Source organism: Streptomyces sp. NPDC091271 (assembly GCF_044757505.1).
In the GTDB taxonomy this organism is placed as follows: domain Bacteria; phylum Actinomycetota; class Actinomycetes; order Streptomycetales; family Streptomycetaceae; genus Streptomyces.
The window spans coordinates 237,514-261,263 of record NZ_JBIVVD010000008.1; the positions used below are offsets into that span (position 1 = coordinate 237,514).

23 protein-coding genes are annotated in these 23,750 nt (G+C 72.2%); 17 read left to right on the forward strand and 6 right to left on the reverse strand.

Annotation, left to right across the window (positions count from 1 at the left end; translation table 11 throughout):
- Positions 1–242 precede the first annotated feature (242 nt).
- The 4 genes from ACIQM3_RS30890 (at position 243) to ACIQM3_RS30905 (ending at position 5,416) form a co-directional block, all read left to right on the forward strand.
- Positions 243–1,346 (forward strand): glycine betaine/L-proline ABC transporter ATP-binding protein, encoded by a 1,104-nt coding sequence (locus tag ACIQM3_RS30890; RefSeq protein WP_401630184.1) that lies wholly within the window; start codon positions 243–245, stop codon positions 1,344–1,346.
- Positions 1,339–3,966: an ABC transporter permease/substrate binding protein gene (locus ACIQM3_RS30895; protein ID WP_401630186.1), complete on the forward strand. Its 2,628-nt coding sequence runs from the start codon at positions 1,339–1,341 to the stop codon at positions 3,964–3,966. The genes ACIQM3_RS30890 and ACIQM3_RS30895 overlap by 8 nt, the downstream gene beginning before the upstream one ends.
- 186 nt (positions 3,967–4,152) lie before the next feature.
- Positions 4,153–4,698, forward strand: a complete 546-nt coding sequence (locus ACIQM3_RS30900; protein WP_401630188.1) for a helix-turn-helix domain-containing protein — start codon at positions 4,153–4,155, stop codon at positions 4,696–4,698.
- Between the two features lie 13 nt (positions 4,699–4,711).
- The gene (locus ACIQM3_RS30905; protein WP_401630190.1) at positions 4,712–5,416 is read left to right on the forward strand and encodes a helical backbone metal receptor; all 705 of its coding nucleotides are present in this window, start codon (positions 4,712–4,714) and stop codon (positions 5,414–5,416) included.
- Here ACIQM3_RS30905 and ACIQM3_RS30910 read toward each other — a convergent pair.
- The gene (locus ACIQM3_RS30910; RefSeq protein WP_401630192.1) at positions 5,355–6,509 is read right to left on the reverse strand and encodes a TDT family transporter; all 1,155 of its coding nucleotides are present in this window, start codon (positions 6,507–6,509) and stop codon (positions 5,355–5,357) included. The two genes, ACIQM3_RS30905 and ACIQM3_RS30910, sit on opposite strands and share 62 nt — an antisense overlap.
- 70 nt (positions 6,510–6,579) lie before the next feature.
- Between ACIQM3_RS30910 and ACIQM3_RS30915 the strand changes: the two genes are divergently transcribed.
- Positions 6,580–7,515, forward strand: coding sequence for a LysR family transcriptional regulator (locus ACIQM3_RS30915; protein WP_401630193.1), 936 nt, complete (start codon positions 6,580–6,582; stop codon positions 7,513–7,515).
- A gap of 29 nt (positions 7,516–7,544) precedes the next feature.
- On the opposite strand, the gene ACIQM3_RS30920 is transcribed toward ACIQM3_RS30915, so the two are convergent.
- A complete protein-coding gene (locus ACIQM3_RS30920) occupies positions 7,545–8,258 on the reverse strand; it encodes a gamma-glutamyl-gamma-aminobutyrate hydrolase family protein (protein ID WP_401630195.1) in 714 nt (237 codons plus the stop codon).
- A gap of 112 nt (positions 8,259–8,370) precedes the next feature.
- Positions 8,371–9,144, reverse strand: a complete 774-nt coding sequence (locus tag ACIQM3_RS30925) for a FadR/GntR family transcriptional regulator (RefSeq protein ID WP_401630197.1) — start codon at positions 9,142–9,144, stop codon at positions 8,371–8,373.
- 38 nt (positions 9,145–9,182) lie between these two features.
- Here ACIQM3_RS30925 and ACIQM3_RS30930 point away from each other — a divergent pair, with 38 nt between their 5' ends.
- Genes ACIQM3_RS30930 through ACIQM3_RS30945 form a run of 4 tightly spaced genes read left to right on the forward strand, consistent with a single transcriptional unit; the run spans position 9,183 to position 13,642 of the window.
- Complete coding sequence (locus tag ACIQM3_RS30930; protein ID WP_401630199.1) at positions 9,183–10,544, forward strand: glutamine synthetase family protein; 1,362 nt, start codon at positions 9,183–9,185, stop codon at positions 10,542–10,544.
- A gap of 8 nt (positions 10,545–10,552) precedes the next feature.
- Positions 10,553–11,917 carry an aldehyde dehydrogenase family protein gene (locus ACIQM3_RS30935; protein WP_401630200.1) on the forward strand — a complete coding sequence of 455 codons (1,365 nt, stop codon included), beginning with the start codon at positions 10,553–10,555 and terminating at the stop codon, positions 11,915–11,917.
- Between the two features lie 6 nt (positions 11,918–11,923).
- On the forward strand, positions 11,924–12,715 hold the full coding sequence (locus tag ACIQM3_RS30940) for a 3-oxoacyl-ACP reductase (protein ID WP_393758201.1): 792 nt from the start codon (positions 11,924–11,926) through the stop codon (positions 12,713–12,715).
- 18 nt (positions 12,716–12,733) lie between these two features.
- Positions 12,734–13,642, forward strand: a complete 909-nt coding sequence (locus ACIQM3_RS30945) for a DUF2510 domain-containing protein (RefSeq protein ID WP_401630203.1) — start codon at positions 12,734–12,736, stop codon at positions 13,640–13,642.
- Positions 13,643–13,649: 7 nt separating this feature from the next.
- On the opposite strand, the gene ACIQM3_RS30950 is transcribed toward ACIQM3_RS30945, so the two are convergent.
- The gene (locus ACIQM3_RS30950) at positions 13,650–14,852 is read right to left on the reverse strand and encodes an amino acid deaminase/aldolase (RefSeq protein WP_401630205.1); all 1,203 of its coding nucleotides are present in this window, start codon (positions 14,850–14,852) and stop codon (positions 13,650–13,652) included.
- Between the two features lie 458 nt (positions 14,853–15,310).
- Here ACIQM3_RS30950 and ACIQM3_RS30955 point away from each other — a divergent pair, with 458 nt between their 5' ends.
- Together ACIQM3_RS30955 and mycP are read left to right on the forward strand one after the other, a co-directional pair.
- Positions 15,311–16,174, forward strand: coding sequence for a hypothetical protein (locus tag ACIQM3_RS30955; RefSeq protein WP_401630625.1), 864 nt, complete (start codon positions 15,311–15,313; stop codon positions 16,172–16,174).
- Positions 16,171–17,397: a type VII secretion-associated serine protease mycosin gene (gene mycP / locus ACIQM3_RS30960; protein ID WP_401630207.1), complete on the forward strand. Its 1,227-nt coding sequence runs from the start codon at positions 16,171–16,173 to the stop codon at positions 17,395–17,397. Before ACIQM3_RS30955 ends, mycP begins: the two co-directional genes overlap by 4 nt.
- An 18-nt stretch (positions 17,398–17,415) precedes the next feature.
- Here the strand turns inward: mycP and ACIQM3_RS30965 are convergent, their stop codons facing one another.
- On the reverse strand, positions 17,416–18,321 hold the full coding sequence (locus ACIQM3_RS30965) for a serine hydrolase (protein ID WP_401630209.1): 906 nt from the start codon (positions 18,319–18,321) through the stop codon (positions 17,416–17,418).
- Between the two features lie 86 nt (positions 18,322–18,407).
- Between ACIQM3_RS30965 and ACIQM3_RS30970 the strand changes: the two genes are divergently transcribed.
- Positions 18,408–19,136 (forward strand): SseB family protein, encoded by a 729-nt coding sequence (locus ACIQM3_RS30970; RefSeq protein ID WP_401630211.1) that lies wholly within the window; start codon positions 18,408–18,410, stop codon positions 19,134–19,136.
- 57 nt (positions 19,137–19,193) lie between these two features.
- On the opposite strand, the gene ACIQM3_RS30975 is transcribed toward ACIQM3_RS30970, so the two are convergent.
- The gene (locus ACIQM3_RS30975) at positions 19,194–19,559 is read right to left on the reverse strand and encodes a DUF1844 domain-containing protein (protein WP_031097477.1); all 366 of its coding nucleotides are present in this window, start codon (positions 19,557–19,559) and stop codon (positions 19,194–19,196) included.
- Positions 19,560–19,888: 329 nt separating this feature from the next.
- On the opposite strand from ACIQM3_RS30975, the gene infC reads away from it, so the two are divergent.
- From infC to ACIQM3_RS31000, 5 genes are all read left to right on the forward strand, one after another.
- Positions 19,889–20,608 carry a translation initiation factor IF-3 gene (gene infC, locus ACIQM3_RS30980; protein ID WP_401630627.1) on the forward strand — a complete coding sequence of 240 codons (720 nt, stop codon included), beginning with the start codon at positions 19,889–19,891 and terminating at the stop codon, positions 20,606–20,608.
- A gap of 120 nt (positions 20,609–20,728) precedes the next feature.
- On the forward strand, positions 20,729–20,923 hold the full coding sequence (rpmI, locus tag ACIQM3_RS30985) for a 50S ribosomal protein L35 (RefSeq protein WP_099176763.1): 195 nt from the start codon (positions 20,729–20,731) through the stop codon (positions 20,921–20,923).
- Positions 20,924–21,037: 114 nt separating this feature from the next.
- A complete protein-coding gene (rplT, locus tag ACIQM3_RS30990; RefSeq protein WP_003970214.1) occupies positions 21,038–21,421 on the forward strand; it encodes a 50S ribosomal protein L20 in 384 nt (127 codons plus the stop codon).
- Between the two features lie 162 nt (positions 21,422–21,583).
- Entirely contained in the window at positions 21,584–22,420 is an 837-nt protein-coding gene (locus tag ACIQM3_RS30995) for a TrmH family RNA methyltransferase (protein ID WP_401630214.1), read from the forward strand.
- A 136-nt stretch (positions 22,421–22,556) separates the two neighbouring features.
- Complete coding sequence (locus ACIQM3_RS31000) at positions 22,557–23,711, forward strand: ATP-binding protein (protein ID WP_401630216.1); 1,155 nt, start codon at positions 22,557–22,559, stop codon at positions 23,709–23,711.
- The last annotated feature ends 39 nt before the right edge of the window (positions 23,712–23,750 follow it).

A 23,750-nucleotide genomic window follows, 5' to 3' on the forward strand; every position in this document is an offset into this window, starting at 1 on the left:
TGATGCCGTACCCCTGCGACAGTCGTGCCGGGTGGAGCGCGCGGTTCCCGCGACAGCGGTTTCTTATGAGTGATCTGAATCACACACGTGTTTGGGTCGCGTAAGTGAGGGCAGGCGCGGCATCGGAGCGGACCACGTCCATTTTTCAACAAAGTGCGCGTGCTCTGCGGACCGAATCCGCACCGCTCCACGGTCTGCCGACGGGGTGGCAGACCGTTTTCGGTTCAACGCGTGAGGTGTATGTGTCAAGGCTGCAAGCTGAGCACTTGTACAAGGTGTTCGGCAGACGACCCGATCAAGCTGTGCAGAAGCTCGAGGGCGGCACACACCGCGACGAGCTGCGCGCCGACGGAACGACCGCAGCGGTGATCGACGCCTCGTTCACCGTGGAACCTGGCCAGATCTTCGTCGTCATGGGACTCTCCGGTTCGGGGAAGTCCACATTGCTGCGGATGCTCAACGGCCTGCTGGAGCCCACCGCCGGCCGAGTGCTGTTCGACGGGCAGGACCTGACCGCCCTGAGCGCCCGTGACCTGCGCACCGTCCGCTCCAGGAAGATCAGCATGGTCTTCCAGCACTTCGCGCTCTTCCCCCACAGGAGCGTGCTCGAGAACGCCGCGTACGGCCTGGAGGTCCAGGGCGTCCCGCGTGCCGCGCGTGAGGCGCGCGCGGCCGAGGCGCTGGAGATGACCGGCCTCGCCGGCTGGGAGAAGTCCTGGCCCGACGAGCTGTCCGGCGGCATGCAGCAGCGTGTGGGGCTGGCCCGCGCGCTCGCCACCGACGCCGACCTGCTCCTGATGGACGAGTCCTTCAGCGCGCTCGACCCGCTGATCCGGCGAGACATGCAGGACCAGCTCCTCGAACTGCAGAAGCGTCTGAAGAAGACCATCGTCTTCATCACGCACGACCTCAACGAGGCCATGCGCCTCGGCGACCGTATCGCCGTGATGCGGGACGGCGAGATCGTCCAGCAGGGCACCGCCGAGGACATTCTCGTCCGGCCGTCCAACGACTACGTCGCGTCCTTCATCCAGGACGTCGACCGCTCCCGGGTGCTCACCGCCGGTTCGATCATGGAGGCGCCCGCGGCGGGCAGCTCCGACGCCGAGCTGAAGGCCGAGGCGCCCGCGACGGTGTCCGCCGAGACGCCCATCGCCGAGCTCTTCACCCCCTGCTCCACCAGCGGGGCGGCCGTCGCCGTCACCGATGAGGACGGCAAGGTCATAGGCATGGTCCCGCGCGCCAGGCTGCTCGCCGCGCTCGGCGAGGAACCGCAGGTCGACAGCCAGGCCGACGGCCAGGTCCCGGCCCCGCGTGAGGTCAAGAAGGTGATCGCCGGTGCCTAGGTTCACCTTCGGCGCGTGGGTCGAGGACGTGGTCGACTGGCTCCAGTCGAACCTCACCTGGATCTTCGACGCCATCAAGACGGTGCTGGGCGGGATGTACGACGGCGTCAACGCCGTGCTGAGCGGTGGTGAGCCGCTGCTGATGGCGGGTATCTTCGCCGTCCTCGCGTTCTGGCTGCGCGGGGTGGTGCCCGCCGTGCTCACCTTCGTAGGGTTCGCGCTCATCGACTCCCTCGCCCTCTGGGACGAGGCGATGGCCACCCTCTCGCTGGTCGTCGTGGCCGCGGTCATCACGATCGTCATCGCGGTGCCCATGGGTATCTGGGCGGCGCGCAACAACAGGGTCAGTGCCACGCTGCGGCCGGTGCTCGACGTCATGCAGACGATGCCCGCCTTCGTCTACCTGATCCCCGGCGTCATGTTCTTCGGCGTCGGCGTCACCCCCGGCGTGATCGCCACCATCGTCTTCGCGATGCCGCCCGGCGTCCGGATGACCGAGCTGGGCATCCGCCAGGTCGACGGCGAGCTGGTCGAGGCCGCAGCGGCCTTCGGCACCACGCCCAAGCACACCCTCACCCGGGTGCAGCTGCCGCTCGCGCTGCCGACGATCATGGCCGGAATCAACCAGGTCATCATGCTGTCCCTGTCGATGGTCGTCATCGGCGGCATGGCCGGCGCCGGCGGCCTCGGCGAGAAGGTGTACGCGGCCATCACGCAGCTCCAGGTCGGCCTCGCCGCCGAGAGCGGGATCGCCGTCGTCATCCTCGCCATGTACCTGGACCGGATGACCGGCGCGCTCAACGAGCGGGTCTCCCCGCTCGGCCGTCGCGCCGCCGCCAAGGTCGCCGCCGGTGCGCGTCGGCTGAGGTTCACCCACTACAAGCCGGGAACCGCCGTCGCGATGACCGGTGTCGTCGTCCTCGCGCTGGTCGCGGGCGGCCTCAACATCGTCGGTTCCGGCGACTCGAAGGCCGATCAGGCCGGCAGCGGGAACGTCGGCCAGGGCCAGAAGATCAACATGGGGTACATCCCCTGGGACGAGGGGATCGCCTCCACCTTCCTGTGGAAGGAGATCCTGGAGCAGCGCGGTTACGAGACCGGGATCACCCAGCTCGACGCCGGTCCGCTCTACTCCGGCGTCGCCCGCGGCGACATCGACTTCCAGACGGACTCCTGGCTGCCGACCACGCACAAGGACTACTGGGACAAGTACAGCGACCAGCTGGACGACCTGGGCTCCTGGTACGGGCCGACCTCGCTGGAGCTGACGGTTCCGTCGTACGTCAAGGGCATCGACTCGCTCGAGGACCTCAAGGGCCAGGGCAAGAAGTTCGACGGCAAGATCATCGGCATCGAGGCCAGCGCCGGGATGATGGGCACCCTGAACAAGAAGGTGCTCAAGGAGTACGGCCTGGAGGGCGAGTACGAGGTCGTCTCCTCCAGCACCTCCTCGATGCTCGCCGAGCTGAACGCCTCCATCAAGAAGAAGGAGCCGGTCGTGGTGACCCTGTGGTCGCCGCACTGGGCCTACGGCAAGCACGACCTGAAGAAGCTCAAGGACCCGAAGGGTGCCTGGGGCAAGGGTGAAGAGGTCCACACCGTCGCCCACAAGGGCTTCGCCGAGAAGGCTCCCGCCGTCTCCAAGTGGCTCAAGGACTTCAAGCTCACCGAGAAGCAGCTCACGAGCCTCGAGAACGAGATCCAGACCGCCGGCCAGGGCCAGGAGCAGGACGGCGTCCGTGCCTGGCTGAAGAAGAACCCCGGCCTGGTCGACAAGCTGGCCCCGGTGCCGGGCGGCGGCGGTGCGCAGCAGGGCAAGGACGCGGGCAAGACCGTCAACATGGGGTACTTCCCGTGGGACGAGGCCATCGCCTCCACCTACCTCTGGCAGAACATGCTGGAGGACCGGGGATACAAGACGACGGTCAAGCAGCTCGACCCGGGACCGCTCTACACGGGTCTCGCACAGGGGCAGCTCGACGTCCAGTTCGACTCCTGGCTGCCGACGACGCACAAGGACTACTGGGACCGGTACAAGGAGAACCTCGTCGATCTCGGCTCCTGGTACGGGCCGACCTCGCTGGAGCTGACGGTTCCGTCGTACGTCAAGGGCATCGACTCGCTCGAGGACCTCAAGGGCCAGGGCAAGAAGTTCAACGGCAAGATCATCGGCATCGAGTCGAGCGCCGGGATGATGGGCACCCTGAACAAGAAGGTGCTCAAGGAGTACGGCCTCGAAGGTGAGTACGAGGTGGTCTCCTCCAGCACCTCGTCGATGCTGGCCGAGCTGAACCGGTCGATCAAGAAGAAGGAGCCGGTCGTGGTGACCCTGTGGTCGCCGCACTGGGCCTACGGCAAGCACGACCTGAAGAAGCTCAAGGACCCGAAGGGTGCCTGGGGCAAGGGCGAGCAGATCCACACGGTCGCCAAGAAGGACTTCGCCAAGGACTTCCCGGAGCTGACCGGCTGGCTGAAGGACTTCAAGCTCACCGAGGCGCAGCTGGCCTCGCTCGAGGTGGAGCTCCAGAAGGGCGGCGCCGGCAAGGAGAAGGAGTCCGCCCGCCGCTGGATGGACGCCAACCCGGACGTGGTGGAGAAGCTGGCGCCCGTCGGCAGCTGATCCACTGGTCCACCCACGCGTCACCCTGAAGGGGACGGCCCCGGTCGCGAACCGGGACCGTCCCCTTCAGGCTGGTCGGAGGGGGTTCCCGAGGTTCTCTGTCCGTCGGTCTCCACTTCGTCGCGCAAACGACATGCGTAGGGTGCTGGCAACCGGGAGGATGGCGATCCGGGGAGGGAGCCGGACATGGACGACAAGGAAGCCCTTCGAGTGGGCGCGGCGGTCCGCCGACGCCGCAGGAGCCTCGGACTCACCCTGGCCGCGGTGGCCGGGCGCAGCGGTCTGTCCGTACCGTTCCTCAGCCAGATCGAGAACGAACGGGCCAGACCCAGCCCCCGCTCCCTGGACCGGGTGGCGGAGGCGCTGGAGACCACGACCGAGCGGCTGCGGGCCGCGGCGGACTCGGCGCGCGCCGTGGATGTCGTACGGGCGGACGACGAGGACGGCGTACGCAGGCTGGTGCGCGGAAGGCACCAGCTCAGCGCGCTGGAGTTCATCGGCGAGCAGGATCTCGGGCGCGAGTTCCAGCACCGCAACGACGAGGTGATGTACGTCGTGGAGGGTGCCGTCGAGGTCGAGGCCGAGGGCCGGGCCCACCGGCTGGGCCGGGGCGACACCCTCTTCCTCTCCGGCGGGGTGCGGCACCGGTGGCGGGCTACCGTGCCGGGCACCCGGCTGCTGGTCGTCTCGGTCGCCGAGCACATCGACGCCACGTACGACTCGCGCCGCTGACGGGGCGGTGCCGATGCGTGTCGTCTCCCTGGTCCCGTCGCTCACCGAGGCCGTCGCCGTCACCGCCCCCGGGCTGCTCGTCGGCGTCACCGACTGGTGCACCCGTCCCGCGGGGCTGACCGCCGCCCGGATCGGCGGCACGAAGAACCCCGACACCGCCGCCGTGGCGGCCCTGCGTCCCGACCTCGTCGTCGCCAACGAGGAGGAGAACCGGGAGGCGGACGTGGCCGCCCTTCGAGAGGCCGGGCTGAACGTCCTCGTCACCGAGGTCCGCACGCTCGGCCAGGCCTTCGCCGAAATGGAACGGGTCCTCACCGCCTGCGGGCTGCCCCGGCCGGACTGGCTGGAGGAGTCCCGGACCGCCTGGGCGGCGCTGCCGCCCCCTCCTGCCCCGCGCCCCGCGATCGTGCCGGTCTGGCGCAGGCCCTGGATGGTGCTGGGCCGCGACACCTTCGCCGGCGACCTGCTGGCCCGCCTCGGGGTACGGAACGTGTACGCCGGCCACCAGGACCGCTACCCCCGCGTCCCCCTGGCCGAGCTGAACGTGTCCGGTGCCGAGCTGGTCGTACTCCCGGACGAGCCGTACCGCTTCACCGCCGCCGACGGGCCCGAGGCCTTCCCCGGCCTGCCCGCCGTGCTCGTCGACGGGCGTCACCTCACGTGGTACGGACCGTCACTGGCCGAAGCGGCCGGGGCGCTGCGAGCAGCGCTCCGCTGAAGAGCCCGCCCAGCGTCCGGGCGCCGGCGACCGCCCAGGCGGTCACCAGCAGCGCGTAGAGCACCACGGCCAGCCAGGTGAACGCGTCCAGCCCGGTGTGCCGGGCCAGCCCCGCCGCGCCGGTGACACACGTGCCGACCGGGAAGGTGAACCCCCACCACGTCATCGTGAACCCCATGCCGCGCCGCATCGCGCGCACCACCAGCGCGACGGACAGGGCCAGCCACAGCAGGGCGAACCCCATCACCGGCACCCCGTACAGGACGGCGAACGCGCCGAACGCCGAGGCGTACGGCGCCGCGATCGCGCCCGGCGCCACATCGGCCAGCTGGTTCACGGCGGTCGTGGACTGGCCGAGCGGCCCGAGCACCAGGAACAGCGTCGGGGTCAGTGCCGGCGCCGGCGGGCCGTGGTGGACCAGCCGCGCGAAGACCAGCGGAACGACCACCAGGGTCGCCAGCAGGGACAGTCCGAACATCGCGTAACAGGCCAGCAGGAGCGCCTCTCGCGCCTGGCCGGGGGCCAGCTCGGGCACCAGCAGAGGCCCGACCGCGGCCGAGACCATCGGGGCCACCAGAGGCAGCAGCCAGACCGGCGACGCGGTGCCCGGGGCAGGACGGTGGCGTACGACCATGAGGTACGGGATCGCCACGGCGGCGGCGAGGCCCGCGACCGTGCCCGCCGTGAACAACAGCACGTCCACGGCGAGGGCGGCGGGACGGCCGATGACGTCCTGGCCCACCACGAGGGTGCCCGCCCCGACGGCGAGCAGCGCCATGGAGAGACAGCCGTGGAACGGGGCGACCGCGGGATCCAGGAGGTGGGCGCGGGCCTGGTCCCGGTGCAGGATCCAGTGCCCTGCACGGGCGGCCAGCACGGAGGCCAGTGCCACGGCGGACAGGGCCCACACCACGACGCAGACGGTCCGCAGACCCGGAACGTCCACGGGCAGCGCGGCGCCCGCCGTCGCGACGATGGCGGTCCCCATCACCGTCGCGTACCAGTTGGGGCCGAGGTACCGCAGGGCCGGGAGCCGGGGGACGACGGGCCGGGAGGGAGGGGTCCCGGTCTTGGTCTGCGGAAAGATGGCCATGCCACGATTCTCGCCGGGCGCACCGACGCCCACCAGGGAGCGCGCGGCTATGAGGTCATAGGCTGGGCTTATGTCCCGTCCTCTGTCCACGCCCTCCTCCCTGCCCCACCGCGTCCCCGACCTGGGAGCCATGGTGCTGCTGCTCGCCGTCGCGCGGCACGGGAGCCTGGGCAGGGCGGCGCGGGACGTCGGAATCAGCCAGCCCGCCGCCTCCGGCCGCATCCGGTCGATGGAGCGGCAGCTGGGCGTCGCGCTCCTGGACCGCTCACCGCGAGGCTCCCGGCTGACCGACGCGGGCGCCCTCGTCACCGACTGGGCGCGCAGGGTCGTCGAGGCCGCCGAGGCGTTCGACGCGGGAGCCCAGGCGCTGCGGGACCGGCGCGACTCCCGGCTGCGGGTCGCCGCGAGCATGACCATCGCGGAGTACCTGCTGCCAGGCTGGCTGATCGCCCTGCGGGCCGAACGCCCGGACACCGCCGTGTCCTTGCTCGCGGGCAACTCGGCGGCGGTCGCCCTGCGGCTGCTGGCCGGTGAGGCGGATCTGGGCTTCGTCGAGGGGCTCTCGATACCGGAAGGTCTCGACGGCACCGTCATCGCGCACGACCGGCTCGTCGTCGTGGTGGCGCCCTCCCATCCGTGGGCGGGCCGCGAGCGGCTGACGCCGGGGGAGCTCGCCGCGACGCCCCTGATCCTGCGTGAACACGGGTCCGGTACCCGCCAGGTCCTGGACGCCGCCCTCGCCGTGCACGGCGGGCTGGCGCGCCCCCTGCTCGAACTCTCCTCCACCACAGCGGTGAAGGGGGCCGCGGAGAGCGGAGCCGGCCCCTGCGTACTGAGCGAACTCGCGCTGGGCGAGGAGCTCTCCGCTCGGCGCCTGGTCAAGGTCCCGGTCGAGGGCGTACGGCTGCGCCGTCAGCTGCGCGCGGTCTGGCCGGCCGGCCACCGGCCCACCGGGCCGGCGCGCGACCTGCTCTCCCTGACCGCCCGCGAGGCCCGGGAGCGCTGACGCCCCCGGGCGCTGTCGGGTGGCGGGCCTCAGGCGGAGGGTACGGCCGCCCCCGCCCGGGCCGCCGCCACCAGGGCCCGCATGATCCGCAGGTCGTCGCCCATCTCCGGGTGCCACTGGACCCCGAGCACCCACCGGTCGCCCGGCAGCTCGATCGCCTCCACCGTGCCGTCCGCCGCGTGGGCGGAGGCGACCAGGCCCGGCGCGAGCCGGTCCACGGCCTGGTGGTGGTACGTGGGTACGGACGCCTCCTCGGGCACGAGCGAGGAGTACAGCGTCCCCGGGACCGGCGTCACCGGGTGCTCGCCGAGGATCCCGGCCTTGCCGAACGGCCCCGCGTGGCCGTCCAGATGCTGGGTCAGCGTGCCGCCCAGCGCCACGTTGAGCAGCTGCATGCCCCGGCAGATCCCGAGCACCGGAGTGCCGGCCTCCCTCGCCGCGCGGAGCAGGGCCACTTCCCAGGTGTCGCGCTCATGGGCCGGCGGCCCTGTCCTGAAGTCGCGCTCCGCGCCGTACAGTCCGGGGTCGACATCGGCGCCGCCCGCGATCACGAGGCCGTCCACCCGGGCCACGACGGCCGCGGCCTTCGACGGGTCGTCCGGCGGCAGCAGTGCGGCGAGCCCGCCGGAGCGCTGGACCAGCGCGGGGTAGGCGGCGGGGAGCACCGCCGCGGGGAGTTCCCAGACGCCCCAGCGAGCCGCCGGCTCCAGATAGGTCGTGACGCCGATGAGCGGTTCGTGCATGGTGCGGTCCCTCCGGCGGCCGGTCTGCCGGCCGGCCCGGTGCAATGGTGTTGCGTCATACCTTTGTTCGTACGGCGCCGTCACGCAAGAGCAGTGATCCGGAAGGGCTGGATCAAGCCAGGAAGCCGCGGAGCAGTGCGGCGGTCCCCGCGCAGTGCTCGCGCATCACCGCCCGTGCGCCCGTCTCGTCGCCGTCGAGCACCGCGGCGACGAGGGCCGTGTGCTGACGCTGCGAATGTTCGAGGTTCCGCACCAGCAGGGGGATGCAGTCCAGCAGGTCGTTGACGCCCGCCCTCACAGCCGCGTACCGGGCGGCCAGCGAGGGGGAGCCGGAGAGCTCGGCCAGCGTCAGATGGAAAAGGGTGTCGATCCTGCGGTAGTCGGGCAGAGGTGCCTCGTGTGTCGCCGCCAGAGCCGTACGCAGCCGGTCCGCCCCCTCGTCGTCGAGGCCGCGCGCCGCGCAGAGCCCGGCCGCCCCCGACTCCAGGACCTCGCGGAACAGCAGGATGTCCTCGATGTCGACGCCCCCCATCCGGCGGCGCAGCTCGTCACCGTCGGCAGGGCCGGTGCGGTGACGCACGAACGTACCGCCGTACCGGCCGCGCCGTGCCTCGATCAGACCCTGGTCCTGGAGGACCTTCAGGACCTCGCGCAGGGTGACGCGGCTGATCCCGAGGAGCCCGGCCAGCTCGCGCTCGGCCGGCAGCCGCCCGCCGCCGGGCACCAGGCCGAGCCGGACCACCTGGAGGATCTGCTCCAGCGCCTCCTCGAAACCGTTGCCCGCACGGACCGGCCGCAGTGCGGGCAGCAGCCGGCCGGAGGGCCAGGGCTCCCCGGTCTCTTCCGCCACGTCCCGATTCCCTTCCCCCCAATGGTTTTCTCCCATACCTTAAGCCTTCCGGCTGACCGAACGAGGAGCATCCCGTGGCAGACCGAACACCCCCGCTGGGGACCGACGAGCTGCGCGTGCTCGTCGAGCGCGGTGAGATCGACACCGTGGTCCTCGCCTTCACCGACATGCAGGGCAGGCTGCAGGGCAAACGGTTCGCGGCGTCCTTCTTCCTCGACGAGGTGCTGGAACACGGCACGGAGGGCTGCAACTACCTGCTCGCCGTCGACACGGACATGAACACCGTCGACGGGTTCGCCATGTCCTCCTGGTCCAACGGCTACGGCGACTTCGCGATGCGACCCGACCTCACGACCCTGCGCCTGATCCCCTGGCACGAGGGGACCGCCCTGGTCATGGCCGACCTCTCCTGGGACGACGGCTCGCCTGTCGTCGCCGCGCCCCGCCAGATCCTCCGGCGGCAGCTGGAGCGCCTCGCCGAGCACGGACTGACCGCCCACGTCGGCACGGAACTCGAATTCATCGTCTTCAAGGACACCTACGAGGAGGCGTGGGACCGCGACTACCGCGGCCTCACCCCGGCGAACCAGTACAACATCGACTACTCGGTCCTCGGCACGGGCCGCATCGAACCGCTGCTGCGCCGCATCCGCAACGAGATGGCGGCCGCCGGGCTGAGCGTCGAGTCCGCCAAGGGCGAGTGCAACCCCGGCCAGCACGAGATCGTCTTCCGCTACGACGAGGCCCTCGTCACCTGCGACCAGCACGCCGTCTACAAGACGGGCTCCAAGGAGATCGCCGCCCAGGAAGGCGTCTCGCTCACCTTCATGGCCAAGTTCAACGAGCGCGAGGGCAACTCCTGCCACATCCACCTCTCGCTCCAGGACACCGGAGGGCACAGCGTCATGGCGGGCGAGGGCGGCGCGATGTCCCCCGTGATGCGGCACTTCCTCGCCGGCCAGCTCTCCGCCCTGCGCGACTTCTCCCTGCTGTACGCGCCGAACATCAACTCCTACAAGCGATTCCAGCCCGGCTCCTTCGCGCCCACCGCCGTCGCCTGGGGCCACGACAACCGCACCTGCGCCCTGCGCGTCGTCGGCCACGGCCGCTCGATGCGCTTCGAGAACCGGCTGCCCGGCGGGGACGTCAACCCGTACCTCGCGGTCGCCGGCCTCGTCGCCGCAGGGCTCCACGGCATCGAGAACGAACTGGAACTCCCCGACGCCTGCGAGGGAAACGCCTACACCGCCGGATACGACCAGGTCCCCGCCAGTCTCCGCGAGGCCGCCGCCCTCTGGGAGGACAGCGAGGTGGCCCGGGAGGCCTTCGGCGACGACGTCGTCGCGCACTACCGCAACATGGCGCGCGTCGAACTGGAGGCCTTCGACGCAGCGGTGACCGACTGGGAGCTCCGCCGCTCCTTCGAACGTCTGTGAGGCACCCCGTGAACCACGAACACCGCGTCCTGAACCCGGCGACCGAGGAGCTCGTCGCCACCGTCCCCGCCACCACCGCCGCCGAGGTGGACACCGCAGTCACACGGGCCGCGGCCGCCCAGCGCACCTGGGCCGGCCTGGCGCCCGGCGACCGTGCCCGGCTGCTGCGCCGCTTCGCCGTCCTCGTCGACGAACACGCCGAGGAACTGGCCCTCCTGGAGGTCACCGAAGCGGGCCACACCCTGGGCAACGCGCGCTGGGAGGCCGCCAACGTCCGGGACCTGCTGGACTACGCGGCCGGGGGAGTGGAACGCCTGACGGGGCGCCAGATCCCCGTACCGGGCGGCATCGACCTCACGTTCCTCGAACCGCTGGGCGTCGTCGGCGTGATCGCCCCGTGGAACTTCCCCATGCCGGTCGCGGCCTGGGGCGCCGCCCCCGCCCTCGCCGCCGGCAACGCCGTCCTCCTCAAACCGGCCGAGACCACCCCGCTCACCGCCCTGCGGCTGGCCCGGCTCGGTCTCGACGCCGGCCTCCCCGAACACCTCTTCCAGGTACTGCCCGGCGCGGGGGACGTGGCGGGCAACGCCCTCGTCGAACACCCGGGCGTGGCCAAGATCGTCTTCACCGGGTCGACCCGCGTCGGCAAGCAGATCATGGCCAGGTGCGCGGACCGGGTGAAGCGGCTGACCCTCGAACTCGGCGGCAAGAGCCCCAACATCGTCTTCGCCGACGCCGACATCGAGGCCGCAGCGGCCGCCGCGCCCATGTCCTTCCTGGACAACGCGGGCCAGGACTGCTGCGCCCGCACCCGCATCCTGGTCCAGCGGTCCGCGTACGACCGCTTCCTGGAACTCCTCGTCCCGGCCGTGGCCTCCGTCGTCGTGGGGGACCCGTCGGACGAGAGGACGGCGATGGGCCCGCTGATCTCCCGGACCCAGCTGGAGCGCGTCCGCGCGTACGTACCCCCGGGCGCGGACGGCATCCGGGGCAGTGCGCCCACCGGCCCCGGCTTCTGGTTCCCCCCGACCGTCCTCACCGGGATCGCCCCCGACGCCCCCGTCGCCACCGAGGAGGTCTTCGGCCCGGTCGCCGTCGTCGTGCCCTTCGAGGACGAGGAGGACGCCGTACGGCTGGCCAACGCCACCGAACACGGACTGGCCGGCTCGATCTGGACCCGTGACGTGGGCCGCGCCCTGCGGGTCTCCCGGGCGGTCAGGGCCGGGAACCTCTCCGTCAACTCCCATTCAGCCGTCCGCTACTGGACCCCGTTCGGCGGGTACAAACAGTCCGGGCTCGGCCGTGAACTGGGGCCCGACGCCCTCGCGGCCTTCACCGAAACCAAGAACGTCTTCATCGGCACGGAGGCCTGAACACACATGACCACCGACACGGGGAACATCTGCCGCCGCCTGACCGGCCGCACCGCCGTCATCACCGGGGCGGGCAGCGGCATCGGCCTCGCCACCGCCCGCCGGCTGGCGTCGGAAGGGGCGCACGTCGTCTGCGGCGACATCGACGAGAGCGCGGGCAAGGCCGCCGCGAAGGAGGCGGGAGGCACCTTCGTACGCGTCGACGTCACCGACCCCGACCAGGTCGAGGCGCTCTTCGCCGCGGCGGACGACACCTACGGCTCCGTCGACATCGCCTTCAACAACGCGGGCATCTCGCCGCCCGACGACGACTCGATCCTCACCACCGGGCTGGAGGCCTGGAAACGCGTACAGGACGTCAACCTCACCTCCGTCTACCTCTGCTGCAAAGCCGCCCTCCCCTACATGAGGCGCCAGGGCCGCGGCTCGATCATCAACACCGCGTCCTTCGTGGCCCGGATGGGCGCGGCGACCTCCCAGATCTCGTACACCGCGTCCAAGGGCGGCGTCCTCGCCCTGTCCCGTGAACTCGGGGTGCAGTTCGCCCGCGAGGGGATCCGGGTCAACGCCCTGTGCCCCGGCCCGGTCAACACCCCTCTGCTCCAGGAGCTGTTCGCCACCGACCCGGAGCGTGCCGCCCGCAGGCTCGTCCACATTCCGCTCGGCCGGTTCGCCGAGGCCACGGAGATCGCGGCGGCCGTCGCGTTCCTGGCCAGCGACGACTCCTCGTTCGTCAACGCCACCGACTTCCTCGTCGACGGCGGAATCTCGGGGGCGTACGTGACCCCCCTCGACTGACACTTCTAGGGTGGCGGTATGAGCAACGCGACTCCGCCCGGCTGGTACCCGGACGTGCACGTGCCCGGCAGCGAGCGCTGGTGGGACGGCACGGCCTGGACCGGGTACACCCGCTCGACGGCCGTCACCCGGCCGGTCGGGCTCCAGCCGCAGGCCGCGCCCCGGGGAGCCGGCACCACCCGTGCCGTCGCCCTGACCGTGGCAGGCCTGCTCGTCGTCGCCGCCGCCGTCACCGGCTTCCTGGTGCTGGGCGATGACGGCGGTACGCAGCCGACGTCATCGCCCGGCACCAGCGCACCCCCCACCGCCACGGACAGCGCGAGCGCGCCCGGCCCGACGCCCGCCGAGGGCCCGGAGGACGACCCCACGGTGCTGGTCGACCAGCTCAACGGGGTCACGATCCCGGTTCCCGACGGCTGGGAGAAGCCGGAGAGCACCCTCGACGACGCCTCCACGATGCGTACGGTCGGCTCCTACAGCTGCCCGGGAGACTCGGGAAGCTTCTGCTACCACGGCACCGTCACGGTCCGGACGGCCGGCGGCACCGACCTCACGGACATGAAGGCGCTGGCCGAGGAGGACATCGGGACGGCGGCCGACCGCGCCTACGGCAAGGACGCCGTCGACGACCGCATCCACGGGGGCATCAGGTCCCACAAGGAGCTGGCGTCCAAGTCCGTGACCGTGGCGGGACGCACCGGATATCTGGTGCGCCGTCAGGTCACCACCGGGAAGGGCCCCGGCGGTTACGTGCAGTCGCTCGTCTTCCCCTCCGCGGTGGGCAGCGAGACGCCGGTCATCGTGCGCCTCGCGTTCGACGCGGGCCAGGACGACCTGCCGCTCTCCCTCATGGACACCATCACCCGGGGCATCCGCCCGATCGGCGACGCCACAAGCGGCGGCGTGGGCAGCACCGTCGGCCCCTGAGCGGGTACTACAGGAACGTGCGGCCCTCACCGCGGTACGTCGGCACGGTGGCCGTGATCCGGTCGCCCTCGATCAGCCGCAGTTCGTCGAAGCGCTCGCACAGCTCGCCCGCCTTGGCGTGGCGGAACCACACCTTGTCGCCGATCAGCAGATCGTCCGCCGGGGCGCCGAGCAACGGAGTCTGGACCTCGCCCGGGCCCTCCTGCGGGTCGTAGCGCAGGCCCTCGGGCAGATACGGCACCGGCAGGCGGTCCGCGCCCGCCGCCCCGGACGCCGGATAGCCGCCGCCGAGCACCGTCACCACGCCCACACCCGGCCGCCGCACCACGGGCTGCGCGAACAGCGCCGCCGGACGGCCCCTGAACGACGTGTAGTTGTCGAACAGCCTCGGCACGTAGAGGCCGGAACCCGCCGCGATCTCCGTCACCGCGGACTCGGCGGCGGTGTGCTGCACACTGCCGGTGCCGCCGCCGTTCACGAACTCCAGGCCGGGCGCCACCGCGCGGACCGCCCGCACGACCTCCGCGCGGCGGGCCGCCAGCTCCTTGCGGGCCGCCGCCTGCATCAGCCGGACCGCGCGCGAGCGCAGCGGCCGGCCGGCGATCGAGTCGCCCACCCCGGCGACGTGACCCTCGTACGCCATCAGGCCCACCAGCCGGAAGCCGGGCCTGCGGTCCACCGAGCGGGCCAGCTCGGCCAGTTGGGCGGAGGAGCGGAGAGGGGAGCGCAGAGCGCCGATCCTGACCCTGCCGCCGAGCAGCCGCAGCGAGGTGTCCAGCTCCAGGCAGACCCGGATCTCCTCGGTGCCGCCCGCCCGCGCCGCGTCGATCAGCTCCAGCTGCGCGGGATCGTCCACCATCACCGTCACGGCCGCCGCGAGCTTCGGATCGGCCGCCAGTTCGGCGTACGCGGACCGGTCGGCCGACGGATAGGCCAGCAGCACGTCGTCGAATCCGGCCCGGGCCAGCCACAGCGACTCCGCGAGCGTGAACGACATGATCCCCGCGAAGCCGGGACGCGCTAGCACCCGTTCCAGGAGGGTCCGGCAGCGTACCGACTTGCTCGCCACCCGGATGGGCTTCCCGGCCGCCCGGCGCACCAGGTCGTCGGCGTTGGCGTCGAAGGCATCGAGGTCGACGACGGCCACCGGGGCGTCGAGATGGGCGGTGGCCCGGTTGTAGCGGCTCCGGTCAGCGGTGCGGGCAGTCATGGCCGCAGCTTGCCAGACGGCCGTACCACTGGGTAGGGGACGTTCGGTGCAGATCGTCCCGCACCCTCCGTCCCGTTCCCACGGGGCGTCGTCCACCCCGTAGAGTGACCGTCACACGATCGACCGACGGGCCCGTGCGCAACGGCGGTCCGTGGGCGGTGCGGGGACGTGGACCAGGGGGACGGATGAGTACCGAGGCGCAGCGCGCTCCAGTGCCGCCCCGCCCGACCACCCCTCCGCCCGTACCCGGCCCCGCAGCCGCGCCGCCGGTCCCTGCACCGCCGACCCCGCGGGCCGAACCCGCGCCCCCGGCCCCGCGGGCCGGATCCGCACCGCCCGTGCCCGCCGGCCCGCCCGTGCCGCCGGTGGAGACGACCGCCCGGCTGCGCCCCGTCCCGCCCGCCCGCCCCGGTCCGCCGCCACCGCCCCCCGTCACCAGGCGCAGGCCCGTCGGCGCCGTGGACCTCACCCCGCGCCCCGGCGCCACCCCGGCCCCGCCCGGCGCCTACTACGCGTACGCCGAGACGCCCGCCGAGACCACCACCCGGCTCCGCCCGGTCAAGGCCAGGAACCCCGGCAGGACCGCGGCGGCCGCGGTCTGCGCCGTGCTCGGCCTCGGGCTCATCGGCGGCGCGATCACCGGCAGTTGGCTCACCGCTGACTCCGCCGCCGACCCCGGTGCCGGGAGTGCGTACTCCGTGGGCCGCTCCGCCTGGCACAGCGTGCCCGTCGACACCCTCTTCCCGGCCACCCTCAAGGGCGACGGCGCGGGCCCCGGAGCCACCGACCGCGTGTGGACCAGGGTCGCCGTCGCGAACGACAGCGGCTGCGGGGCGGGCCTGGACCCGCTGCTGCTCCAGACGCTCCGCCCCGTCGGCTGCGAACGCCTGGTGCGTGCCACCTACACCGACGCCACGCGCAGCAGCGTCACCACCGTCGGCATCGTCTTCACCGAGGGCGACACCGACGCCATGAGCGCGCTCGACACCCGGTTCACCACACAGCGCCTCGCCGGCCGCTCCGACCTGATGCCCCGCGCCTACCCGGTCAAGGGCACCGTCGCCGCGGGGTTCGGCGACCGGCAGCGCGCCAGCTGGACGGTCCACGTCCTGACCGAGCTGCCCGCCGTCGTGTTCGCCGTATCCGGCTTCGCCGACGGGCGCCCGGTCGCCGAGCCGCAGCCCGCCGCCGCGGCCATGGCCGCCGACGCCACGACCGCCCCGGCCCAGGCAGGTTTCGGCCACGAGGCGAAGGGCGTCGCCGACCGGGTCGAGCGCACCCTGCGCAGGACCGTCACCGACCTCACGGAGCAGCCGGAATGACCCGTCCCCGCCGGCTGCGGGCGCTCGCCGCCGTGGCCACGGCCACCGCCTTCGCGCTGCTGCCCGCCGTACCCGCCCAGGCGGACGCCATCCGCGACCAGCAGTGGGGCCTGGAGGCCCTCCACACCCGGACGGCGTGGGGGACCACCAAGGGCAAGGGCGTCACGGTCGCGGTCCTGGACACGGGGGTCGACGACGACCACCCCGACCTCGCCGGGCAGGTGCTTCCGGGCAAGGACCTCATCGGCTTCGGGGCCGAGCCTGGCGACCGCTCCTGGGCCCTGCACGGCACCGCCATGGCCGGCATCATCGCGGGCCGCGGAAACGGCCCCGGCCGGGGGGACGGCGTGCTCGGCGTCGCCCCGGAGGCGAAGATCCTGCCCGTGCGGGTGATCCTCGAATCCGGCGACCCGTCGCGCGCGAGGGCCCGCGAGTCACGCGGGACCGCGCTCGCCGACGGCATCCGCTGGGCGGCCGACCACGGCGCCGACGTCATCAACCTCTCCCTCGGCGACGACAGCGAGTCGGCACACCCGGAGCCCGGCGAGGACGCCGCCGTGCAGTACGCCCTCGGCAAGGGCGTCGCCGTCGTCGCCTCCGCCGGCAACAGCGGGGAGAAGGGCGACCGGATCTCCTACCCCGCCGCCTACCCCGGTGTGATCGCCGCGGCGGCCGTGGACGAGTACGGCACGCACGCCGCCTTCTCCACCCGCCGCTGGTACGCCACCGTCAGCGCGCCCGGCGTCGACATCGTCGTGGCCAACCCCGACCGGCACTACTACATCGAGTGGGGCACGTCCGCCGCGTCGGCGTTCGTCTCCGGCGCCGTCGCCCTCGTGCGCGCCGCGCACCCGGGCCTCTCGCCGGCACAGATCAAGACCCTGATCACCGACACCGCCGGCAACGCGCCCTCCGGCGGCCGCGACGACGCCAGGGGCTACGGCATGGTCGATCCCGCCGCGGCGATCGAGGCCGGCGCGAAGCTGCGCCCCGACGAGCTGAGCGCCCGGTCCGCGAAGGCCGGCTACCGCAAGGAGTACTTCGGCTCCGGGCCCGCCCCGCAGGGGGGCGACCAGGACCCCGCGGGCTGGCTGGCCCCCGCGGCGGGCGGCCTCGGAGCCGTGCTCCTCGCCCTGGCCGTCGTCCTGTGGCGCGGCAGGGGAGCCCGCGGCGGAGCGGCGTCTCCCGTGCGCAACCCGTTCCCCGCCCGGCCCCTCCGCTGAGCGAACGGCGGCCCGGTCTCATCCCGATCCGGTCACCGCACCGGTCACGCCCACCGCCTTCTTCGCGACGGACTCCACGAGAGCGATGCCCGCCTCCTTCGTGGCGTGTCCGCGCGACAGCACCGCCACCAGCACGGTGTGCCCGCCGTTCTCCACCCGCCCGATGCTGTTGACGTCCCACAGCCCGGTCGTCGTCCGGGGCATCCAGCCGTTCTTCAGCACCGCGTCGGTGCCCGCCGCGGACACCCCCCACCGCTGGTCCGCCTCGACCTGGCCCATCAGCTCCGTGATGTACGCCCGCGAGGCCGCCGACAGCTCCGAATCCGCCCTGGACACCGCCTCCAGCAGCCGCACCTGGTCGGCGGCGGTCGTCTGGGTCAGGCCCCACGCGTGAGCCGCCTCCGTCCCGGTCAGCCCCAGCCGCCCGTTGGCCGCGTCGAGGGCCCCCTCCCCGCCGATCACCTTGAGCAGCTCGGTGGCCGAGGTGTTGTCGCTGCGCCGGATCATGGCCTCCGCGTACGCCTGTTCGGCGCCGTTCAGCTCCCGGTCCTCGTCCTGCGCCTTGAGCAGCAGCGCCGCCAGGATGTCGACCTTCACGATGCTGGCGGCGTCGTACGCCCCGTCCCCGTACACGGCACCGGCGCCGCTCTCCGTGTCCAGCACGGCCACCGACACGTCGGCGCCGTCCGCCAGGGACGCCAGCGCCTCGGCCAGCTCCGCGTCGAGATCCACCTCGGGCTCCTCGCTCCGGCCCGCCGTGGCCGACGGGCTCGAGGCGGACGATACGGCGGCCACGGCCGCGTGCGCGTCATCCGGCGAGCGAGCCATGAGGTACGCACCTCCCGCGGTGGAACCGGCCAGCAGCACGACGGCTGCGGTCAGAAGGCCGGACAGCGCCGGCCCGCGCGTTCTGTGACGGGGCATGGCCCGGACGCTAGGCGGCCAGGCTGGCAGCAGCCTGTGCCCGACCTGTCGCCCAGGTGAGAGAGCCGACCCACTACGCTCGTCCTGTGGCGCTCAAGAACATCCCGGACCCCGGTTTCTCCGACGACGACGGCACTGCCTCGCCCGAACTGACGGCGGCCCTCGCGGCGTGGGCCGACGACAGGACGGCGGTCGGCCCGGTCCTCGCGGCGCTCCGCGGCGCCCGGCTCCTCGTGCCGGTCGTCGCCGTACTCGGCGAGGTCGAGGAGGACGAGAGGGGCCTGCGCCGTGAGAAGACCAGCGACATGGCGGTGCCGACCCTGCAGGCCGGGGACCGGCGCGCGCTGCCCGCCTTCACCTCCACCGCCTCGCTGGCCCGCTGGGACCCGCAGGCGCGCCCCGTCGCCGTACCCCTGCACCAGGCGCTGCAGGCCGCCGCGCACGAGAAGGCGGACACAGTGGTGCTCGACCTCGCGGGGCCCGTCGCCTTCGAGCTGACCGGCCCGGCACTGCTCGCTCTGGCCGAGAACCGCACCAGCACCGACCCGCTCGACGACCCGGCCGTCGTCGCCGCGGTGCGGGACGCGGTCGCCGCCGAGCCCGCGGTGCTGCGCGCCCACCTCGGTCCCGGCCGGGCCGACGGCACTCTCGCCCTGGTCCTCTCCCCGGACGCCGTGGTCGCCGACGCCGCCCGCCGGGTCGCCGACGCGTTGTCGGCCAGCGAGGTGCTGCGCGCCCGGCTGGTGCGCGGAATCGACCTGGCGCTGCTGCCGGCCGACGCCGACGCACCGGGCGAGCCGCTGTTCAGCCGCTGACGCACGCGAGCCCGCCGCCTGGGACAGGCGACGGGCCCGGAGAGGTGCAGAGGGGGACTAGCCGTAGACGGGACCGGTGTACTTCTCGCCCGGGCCCTGGCCCGGCTCGTCCGGCACGAGCGAGGCCTCACGGAAGGCCAGCTGGAGCGACTTCAGGCCGTCGCGCAGCGGCGAGGCGTGGAAGGTGCTGATCTCGGTGGCGCTCGCGTCGAGCAGCCCGGCCAGCGCCTGGACCAGCTTGCGCGCCTCGTCCAGGTCCTTGTGCTGCTCGCCCTCCTCGGTCAGGCCGAGCTTCACGGCTGCCGCGCTCATCAGATTGACGGCGACGGTCACGATCACCTCGACCGCGGGAACCTCCGCGATGTCGCGGGCCATGTCGTCGAAGCCGGGGTTCTCGGTGCTGGGAGTGGTCGCGTCGCTCATGCCCCACACGATAAGGCCACGTCCGCACGGCTCCTCCTGCGGGAGCCGTCCCGGCAGCGGGTTCGCCGTACCCCCGGGGAGCTGCTAACCTTGTGTAACGACCGGCCGGACACCTATGTGACCGGCCCACAAGTGGAGGCTCCGATCTCCCACCTGACCGTCCTCAGGGACGGCGGGTCACCGGTCAGGTGGCAACCATCGTTCCGTACGGACGATGGGGCCGCCCGATTGCGCCCCGCGGTTGCACGCGGCGGTGTTCCGGTAGTTCCTGGAGCCCCGCCTGTGTCCCGTCCGGGGCATTTCTGCTTTCCCGGCTCGGTTGGTCATACATAAGACGTTACGCGGCTGTCCGCCAGGCGGTCGCGTGGTGCTACCGAGGAGGATCCATCAGCGCCGAGCCCCGCATCAACGACCGGATTCGCGTTCCCGAGGTGCGACTTGTCGGTCCCAGCGGCGAGCAGGTCGGGATTGTTCCGCTTGCCAAGGCCCTGGAGCTCGCACAGGAGTACGACCTCGACCTGGTCGAGGTGGCGGCGACAGCCCGTCCCCCCGTGTGCAAGCTCATGGACTACGGGAAGTTCAAGTACGAGTCGGCCATGAAGGCCCGTGAGGCGCGCAAGAACCAGGCGCACACGGTCATCAAGGAAATGAAGCTCCGGCCGAAGATCGACCCGCACGACTACGACACCAAGAAGGGTCACGTCGTCCGGTTCCTCAAGCAGGGGGACAAGGTCAAGATCACGATCATGTTCCGTGGTCGTGAGCAGTCCCGCCCCGAACTGGGTTTCCGTCTGCTCCAGCGTCTCGCTTCGGACGTCGAGGACCTCGGGTTCATCGAGTCCAGCCCGAAGCAGGACGGCCGGAACATGATCATGGTTCTGGGCCCGCACAAGAAGAAGACCGAAGCCATGGCCGAAGCCCGCGAGGCCCAGGCCGCCCGCAAGGCGGAGCGTCAGGGATTCGCCCCCGACGCCGAGTCCGAGGGTGACACCGCTGAGGCCCCGGCCGCAGCGGCCGAGGCTCCGGCCGAGACACCTTCCGAGGCGTGACCTCCGGGGGCCGCCACCCAGGCGCCCCCGGGTCCCTCGGAAACCACCCAAAGATCTGACGCCCCTGCAGTCCGGTGCCCGCACCGAGAGGGGCGCCACTGACGAGGAGATAACGGCGCGATGCCGAAGAACAAGACGCACAGCGGTGCCAGCAAGCGCTTCAAGATCACGGGCTCCGGCAAGGTGCTGCGCGAGAAGGCCGGCAAGCGCCACCTGCTCGAGCACAAGTCCTCGAAGAAGACCCGCTCGCTGACCGGCACGGTCGTCGTGGCTCCGGCCGACGCCAAGAAGGTCAAGAAGCTTCTCGGCAAGTGAGGCGCCGCCTCCGGTGAACCCGGAGGCGCGACCTCGATCCGACCGGGACCAATTCGTTTCCGGGTCCGGTGAGTCCTCCCTTCGACCACCTGACCCCGCTGCAAGGAGTTAAAAGTGGCACGCGTCAAGCGGGCGGTAAACGCCCACAAGAAGCGCCGGGCGATCCTCGAGGCCGCCAGCGGTTACCGCGGTCAGCGTTCGCGCCTGTACCGCAAGGCCAAGGAGCAGGTCACCCACTCCCTGGTCTACAACTACAACGACCGCAAGAAGCGCAAGGGCGACTTCCGTCAGCTCTGGATCCAGCGCATCAACGCGGCCGCCCGCCAGAACGGCATGACGTACAACCGCCTCATCCAGGGTCTGAAGGCCGCCAACATCGAGGTGGACCGCAAGATCCTGGCCGAGCTCGCGGTCAACGACGCCAACGCGTTCGCCGCCCTCGTCGAGGTCGCCCAGAAGGCCCTCCCGAGCGACGTCAACGCCCCGAAGGCCGCCTGACCCAGGCAGCACTTCCGTCGTTCCAGCGTTTCGAGCCGGACCCGCAGGCGCGCGCCGTCTGCGGGTCCGGTGCGTTGCAGCACGTGTTGCGTACGTAGTCAGCCGTACGCAGAGAAACGTACGCAGAGAAGCTGACTTACGCAGAGAGGCTCGCCGCCGACCATGGGCACCCCCGAACTGATCTCCGCGCGGTCACCGCGAATCGCCGCCGCACGCCGGCTGGCCAGGCGCAACTTCCGCGGCAAGGAGCGCAGGTTCATCGCCGAGGGGCCGCAGGCCGTGCGGGAGGCCGCCGCGCACCGGGGTACCGACGGCGAACCCACGCTGACCGAGCTCTTCGCCACCGTCGAGGCGGCCGACCGGTACGCCGACATCATCGACGCCGCGCGCGGAGCCGGCGCCCGTGTGCACCTCGCGGACGGCGACGTGCTCGCCGACGTCTCGCAGACCGTCACCCCCCAGGGGCTGATCGGCGTCTGCCGGTTCCTGGACTCGCCCTTCGAGGACATCCTGGCGGCGAGGCCAACCCTGGTCGCCGTCCTCGCCCACGTACGCGACCCCGGGAACGCCGGCACGGTGCTGCGCTGCGCGGATGCCGCGGGCGCGGACGCGGTGGTGCTGACCGACGCCTCCGTGGACCTCTACAACCCCAAGTCGGTCCGTGCCTCCGTCGGCTCCCTCTTCCATCTGCCGGTGGCCGTAGGGGTGCCCGTGGAGCAGGCCGTGCAGGGGCTCCGGGACGCCGGTGTGCGCATCCTGGCGGCCGACGGCACGGGCGACGACCTCGACGACGAGCTCGACGCGGGCACCATGGGCGGGCCCACCGCCTGGGTGTTCGGCAACGAGGCGTGGGGCCTCCCCGAGGAGACCCGCGCACTGGCCGACGCCGTGGTCCGGGTCCCGATCCACGGAAAGGCCGAGAGCCTCAACCTCGCCACCGCCGCGGCCGTCTGCCTCTACGCCTCCGCGCGGGCCCAGCGCCCGCGGCGGGCCGGCTGACCCCCGGGACCCACCGGCCTGTACCGGCCACACCCCGCCGGCGGTGCCCCGGAGGGTGTCGCCCGGCCGCCACCGCCTAGTAGGGTGACGAACTCGGGGGCCCACTGCACCGGTTCGAGAGGTGGGGTACGGGAAGATGGCTGTCGGCATGAGCAGGCCGCGAGCGACACACACGGCCGCCGTGCGCGCCCTCTCCGACGGGGCCGGCGAAAGCCAGGCCGTCGGGGACCCCGCGACGGGCATCGACCCGGACGATCTGCCGGACGGTCTCGTCGTCGCCGACGAGAACCGCAAGGTCATCTGCTTCAACGCGGCCGCGGCCCGGATCACCGCCACACCCGCGGCCGAGGCGCTCGGCCGCTCCCTGGACCAGGCGCTGCCCCTCGAGGACCTCAAGGGACGCCGCTGGTGGGACCTGACCGACCCGTACGGCGGACTCGCCATCAGGGTCGGCCAGCCCGAGCAGAATCTGCTGCTCCCCGGCGGCCGTGAGGTCCTGGTCTCCGCGCGGTACGTGCGCGAGACCCCGACCGGACCCGTCCGCCGGTTCGTCGTGTCGCTGCGCGGCACCGAGGCGCGCCGCCGCACCGAGCTCAGCCACGCCGAGCTCATCGCCACCGTCGCCCATGAGCTGCGCTCCCCGCTGACCTCGGTCAAGGGCTTCACCGCCACACTGCTGGCCAAGTGGGAGAGGTTCACCGACGACCAGAAGCGGCTGATGCTGGAGACCGTCGACGCCGACGCCAACCGGGTCACCCGGCTCATCGCCGAGCTCCTCGACATCTCCCGTATCGACTCCGGCCGGCTCGAGCTGCGCCGCCAGCCCGTCGACATCGCCGCGGCCGTCGAGCGCCACATCCAGGCGCACACGGCGAACGGCCAGGCGCCCGACCGCTTCCTCGTGCGCACCCGGCAGCCGCTGCCCGCGCTCTGGGCGGACCCCGACAAGGTCGACCAGGTCCTGGGCAACCTCCTGGAAAACGCGGTGCGGCACGGCGAGGGAACCGTCACTATTGAGATCGCCCCTGCGCCCGCACCGGGCAAGGACGACGAGAGCGGAACGGCAGTCACCGTGAGCGACGAAGGCCCCGGCATCCCCGAGGAGTCGATGGGCCGCGTCTTCACCCGCTTCTGGCGGGGGAGCAAGCGCGGCGGGACCGGCCTGGGCCTGTACATCGTCAAGGGCATCGTCGAGGCGCACGGCGGGACGATCAGCGTCGCCCGGGCACCCGGCGGCGGCGCCGAATTCCGATTTATCCTGCCCGTGAGCATGCCGGCCTACCTGGTCTGAGCTGCCCACGGGCTTCTTCGCCTCCCGGCGGCCCGTAGA

Excerpts from the sequence above, each read along its gene's own strand:
- ACIQM3_RS30900 (WP_401630188.1), top strand. The coding sequence starts at position 4,153 with ATGGACGACAAGGAAGCCCTTCGAGTGGGCGCGGCGGTCCGCCGACGC.
- ACIQM3_RS30905 (WP_401630190.1), top strand. The coding sequence starts at position 4,712 with ATGCGTGTCGTCTCCCTGGTCCCGTCGCTCACCGAGGCCGTCGCCGTC.
- ACIQM3_RS30910 (WP_401630192.1), bottom strand. The coding sequence starts at position 6,509 with ATGGCCATCTTTCCGCAGACCAAGACCGGGACCCCTCCCTCCCGGCCC.
- ACIQM3_RS30915 (WP_401630193.1), top strand. The coding sequence starts at position 6,580 with ATGTCCCGTCCTCTGTCCACGCCCTCCTCCCTGCCCCACCGCGTCCCC.
- ACIQM3_RS30920 (WP_401630195.1), bottom strand. The coding sequence starts at position 8,258 with ATGCACGAACCGCTCATCGGCGTCACGACCTATCTGGAGCCGGCGGCT.
- ACIQM3_RS30925 (WP_401630197.1), bottom strand. The coding sequence starts at position 9,144 with ATGGGAGAAAACCATTGGGGGGAAGGGAATCGGGACGTGGCGGAAGAG.
- ACIQM3_RS30940 (WP_393758201.1), top strand. The coding sequence starts at position 11,924 with ATGACCACCGACACGGGGAACATCTGCCGCCGCCTGACCGGCCGCACC.
- ACIQM3_RS30945 (WP_401630203.1), top strand. The coding sequence starts at position 12,734 with ATGAGCAACGCGACTCCGCCCGGCTGGTACCCGGACGTGCACGTGCCC.
- ACIQM3_RS30950 (WP_401630205.1), bottom strand. The coding sequence starts at position 14,852 with ATGACTGCCCGCACCGCTGACCGGAGCCGCTACAACCGGGCCACCGCC.
- mycP (WP_401630207.1), top strand. The coding sequence starts at position 16,171 with ATGACCCGTCCCCGCCGGCTGCGGGCGCTCGCCGCCGTGGCCACGGCC.
- ACIQM3_RS30965 (WP_401630209.1), bottom strand. The coding sequence starts at position 18,321 with ATGCCCCGTCACAGAACGCGCGGGCCGGCGCTGTCCGGCCTTCTGACC.
- ACIQM3_RS30975 (WP_031097477.1), bottom strand. The coding sequence starts at position 19,559 with ATGAGCGACGCGACCACTCCCAGCACCGAGAACCCCGGCTTCGACGAC.
- rpmI (WP_099176763.1), top strand. The coding sequence starts at position 20,729 with ATGCCGAAGAACAAGACGCACAGCGGTGCCAGCAAGCGCTTCAAGATC.
- ACIQM3_RS30995 (WP_401630214.1), top strand. The coding sequence starts at position 21,584 with ATGGGCACCCCCGAACTGATCTCCGCGCGGTCACCGCGAATCGCCGCC.
- ACIQM3_RS31000 (WP_401630216.1), top strand. The coding sequence starts at position 22,557 with ATGGCTGTCGGCATGAGCAGGCCGCGAGCGACACACACGGCCGCCGTG.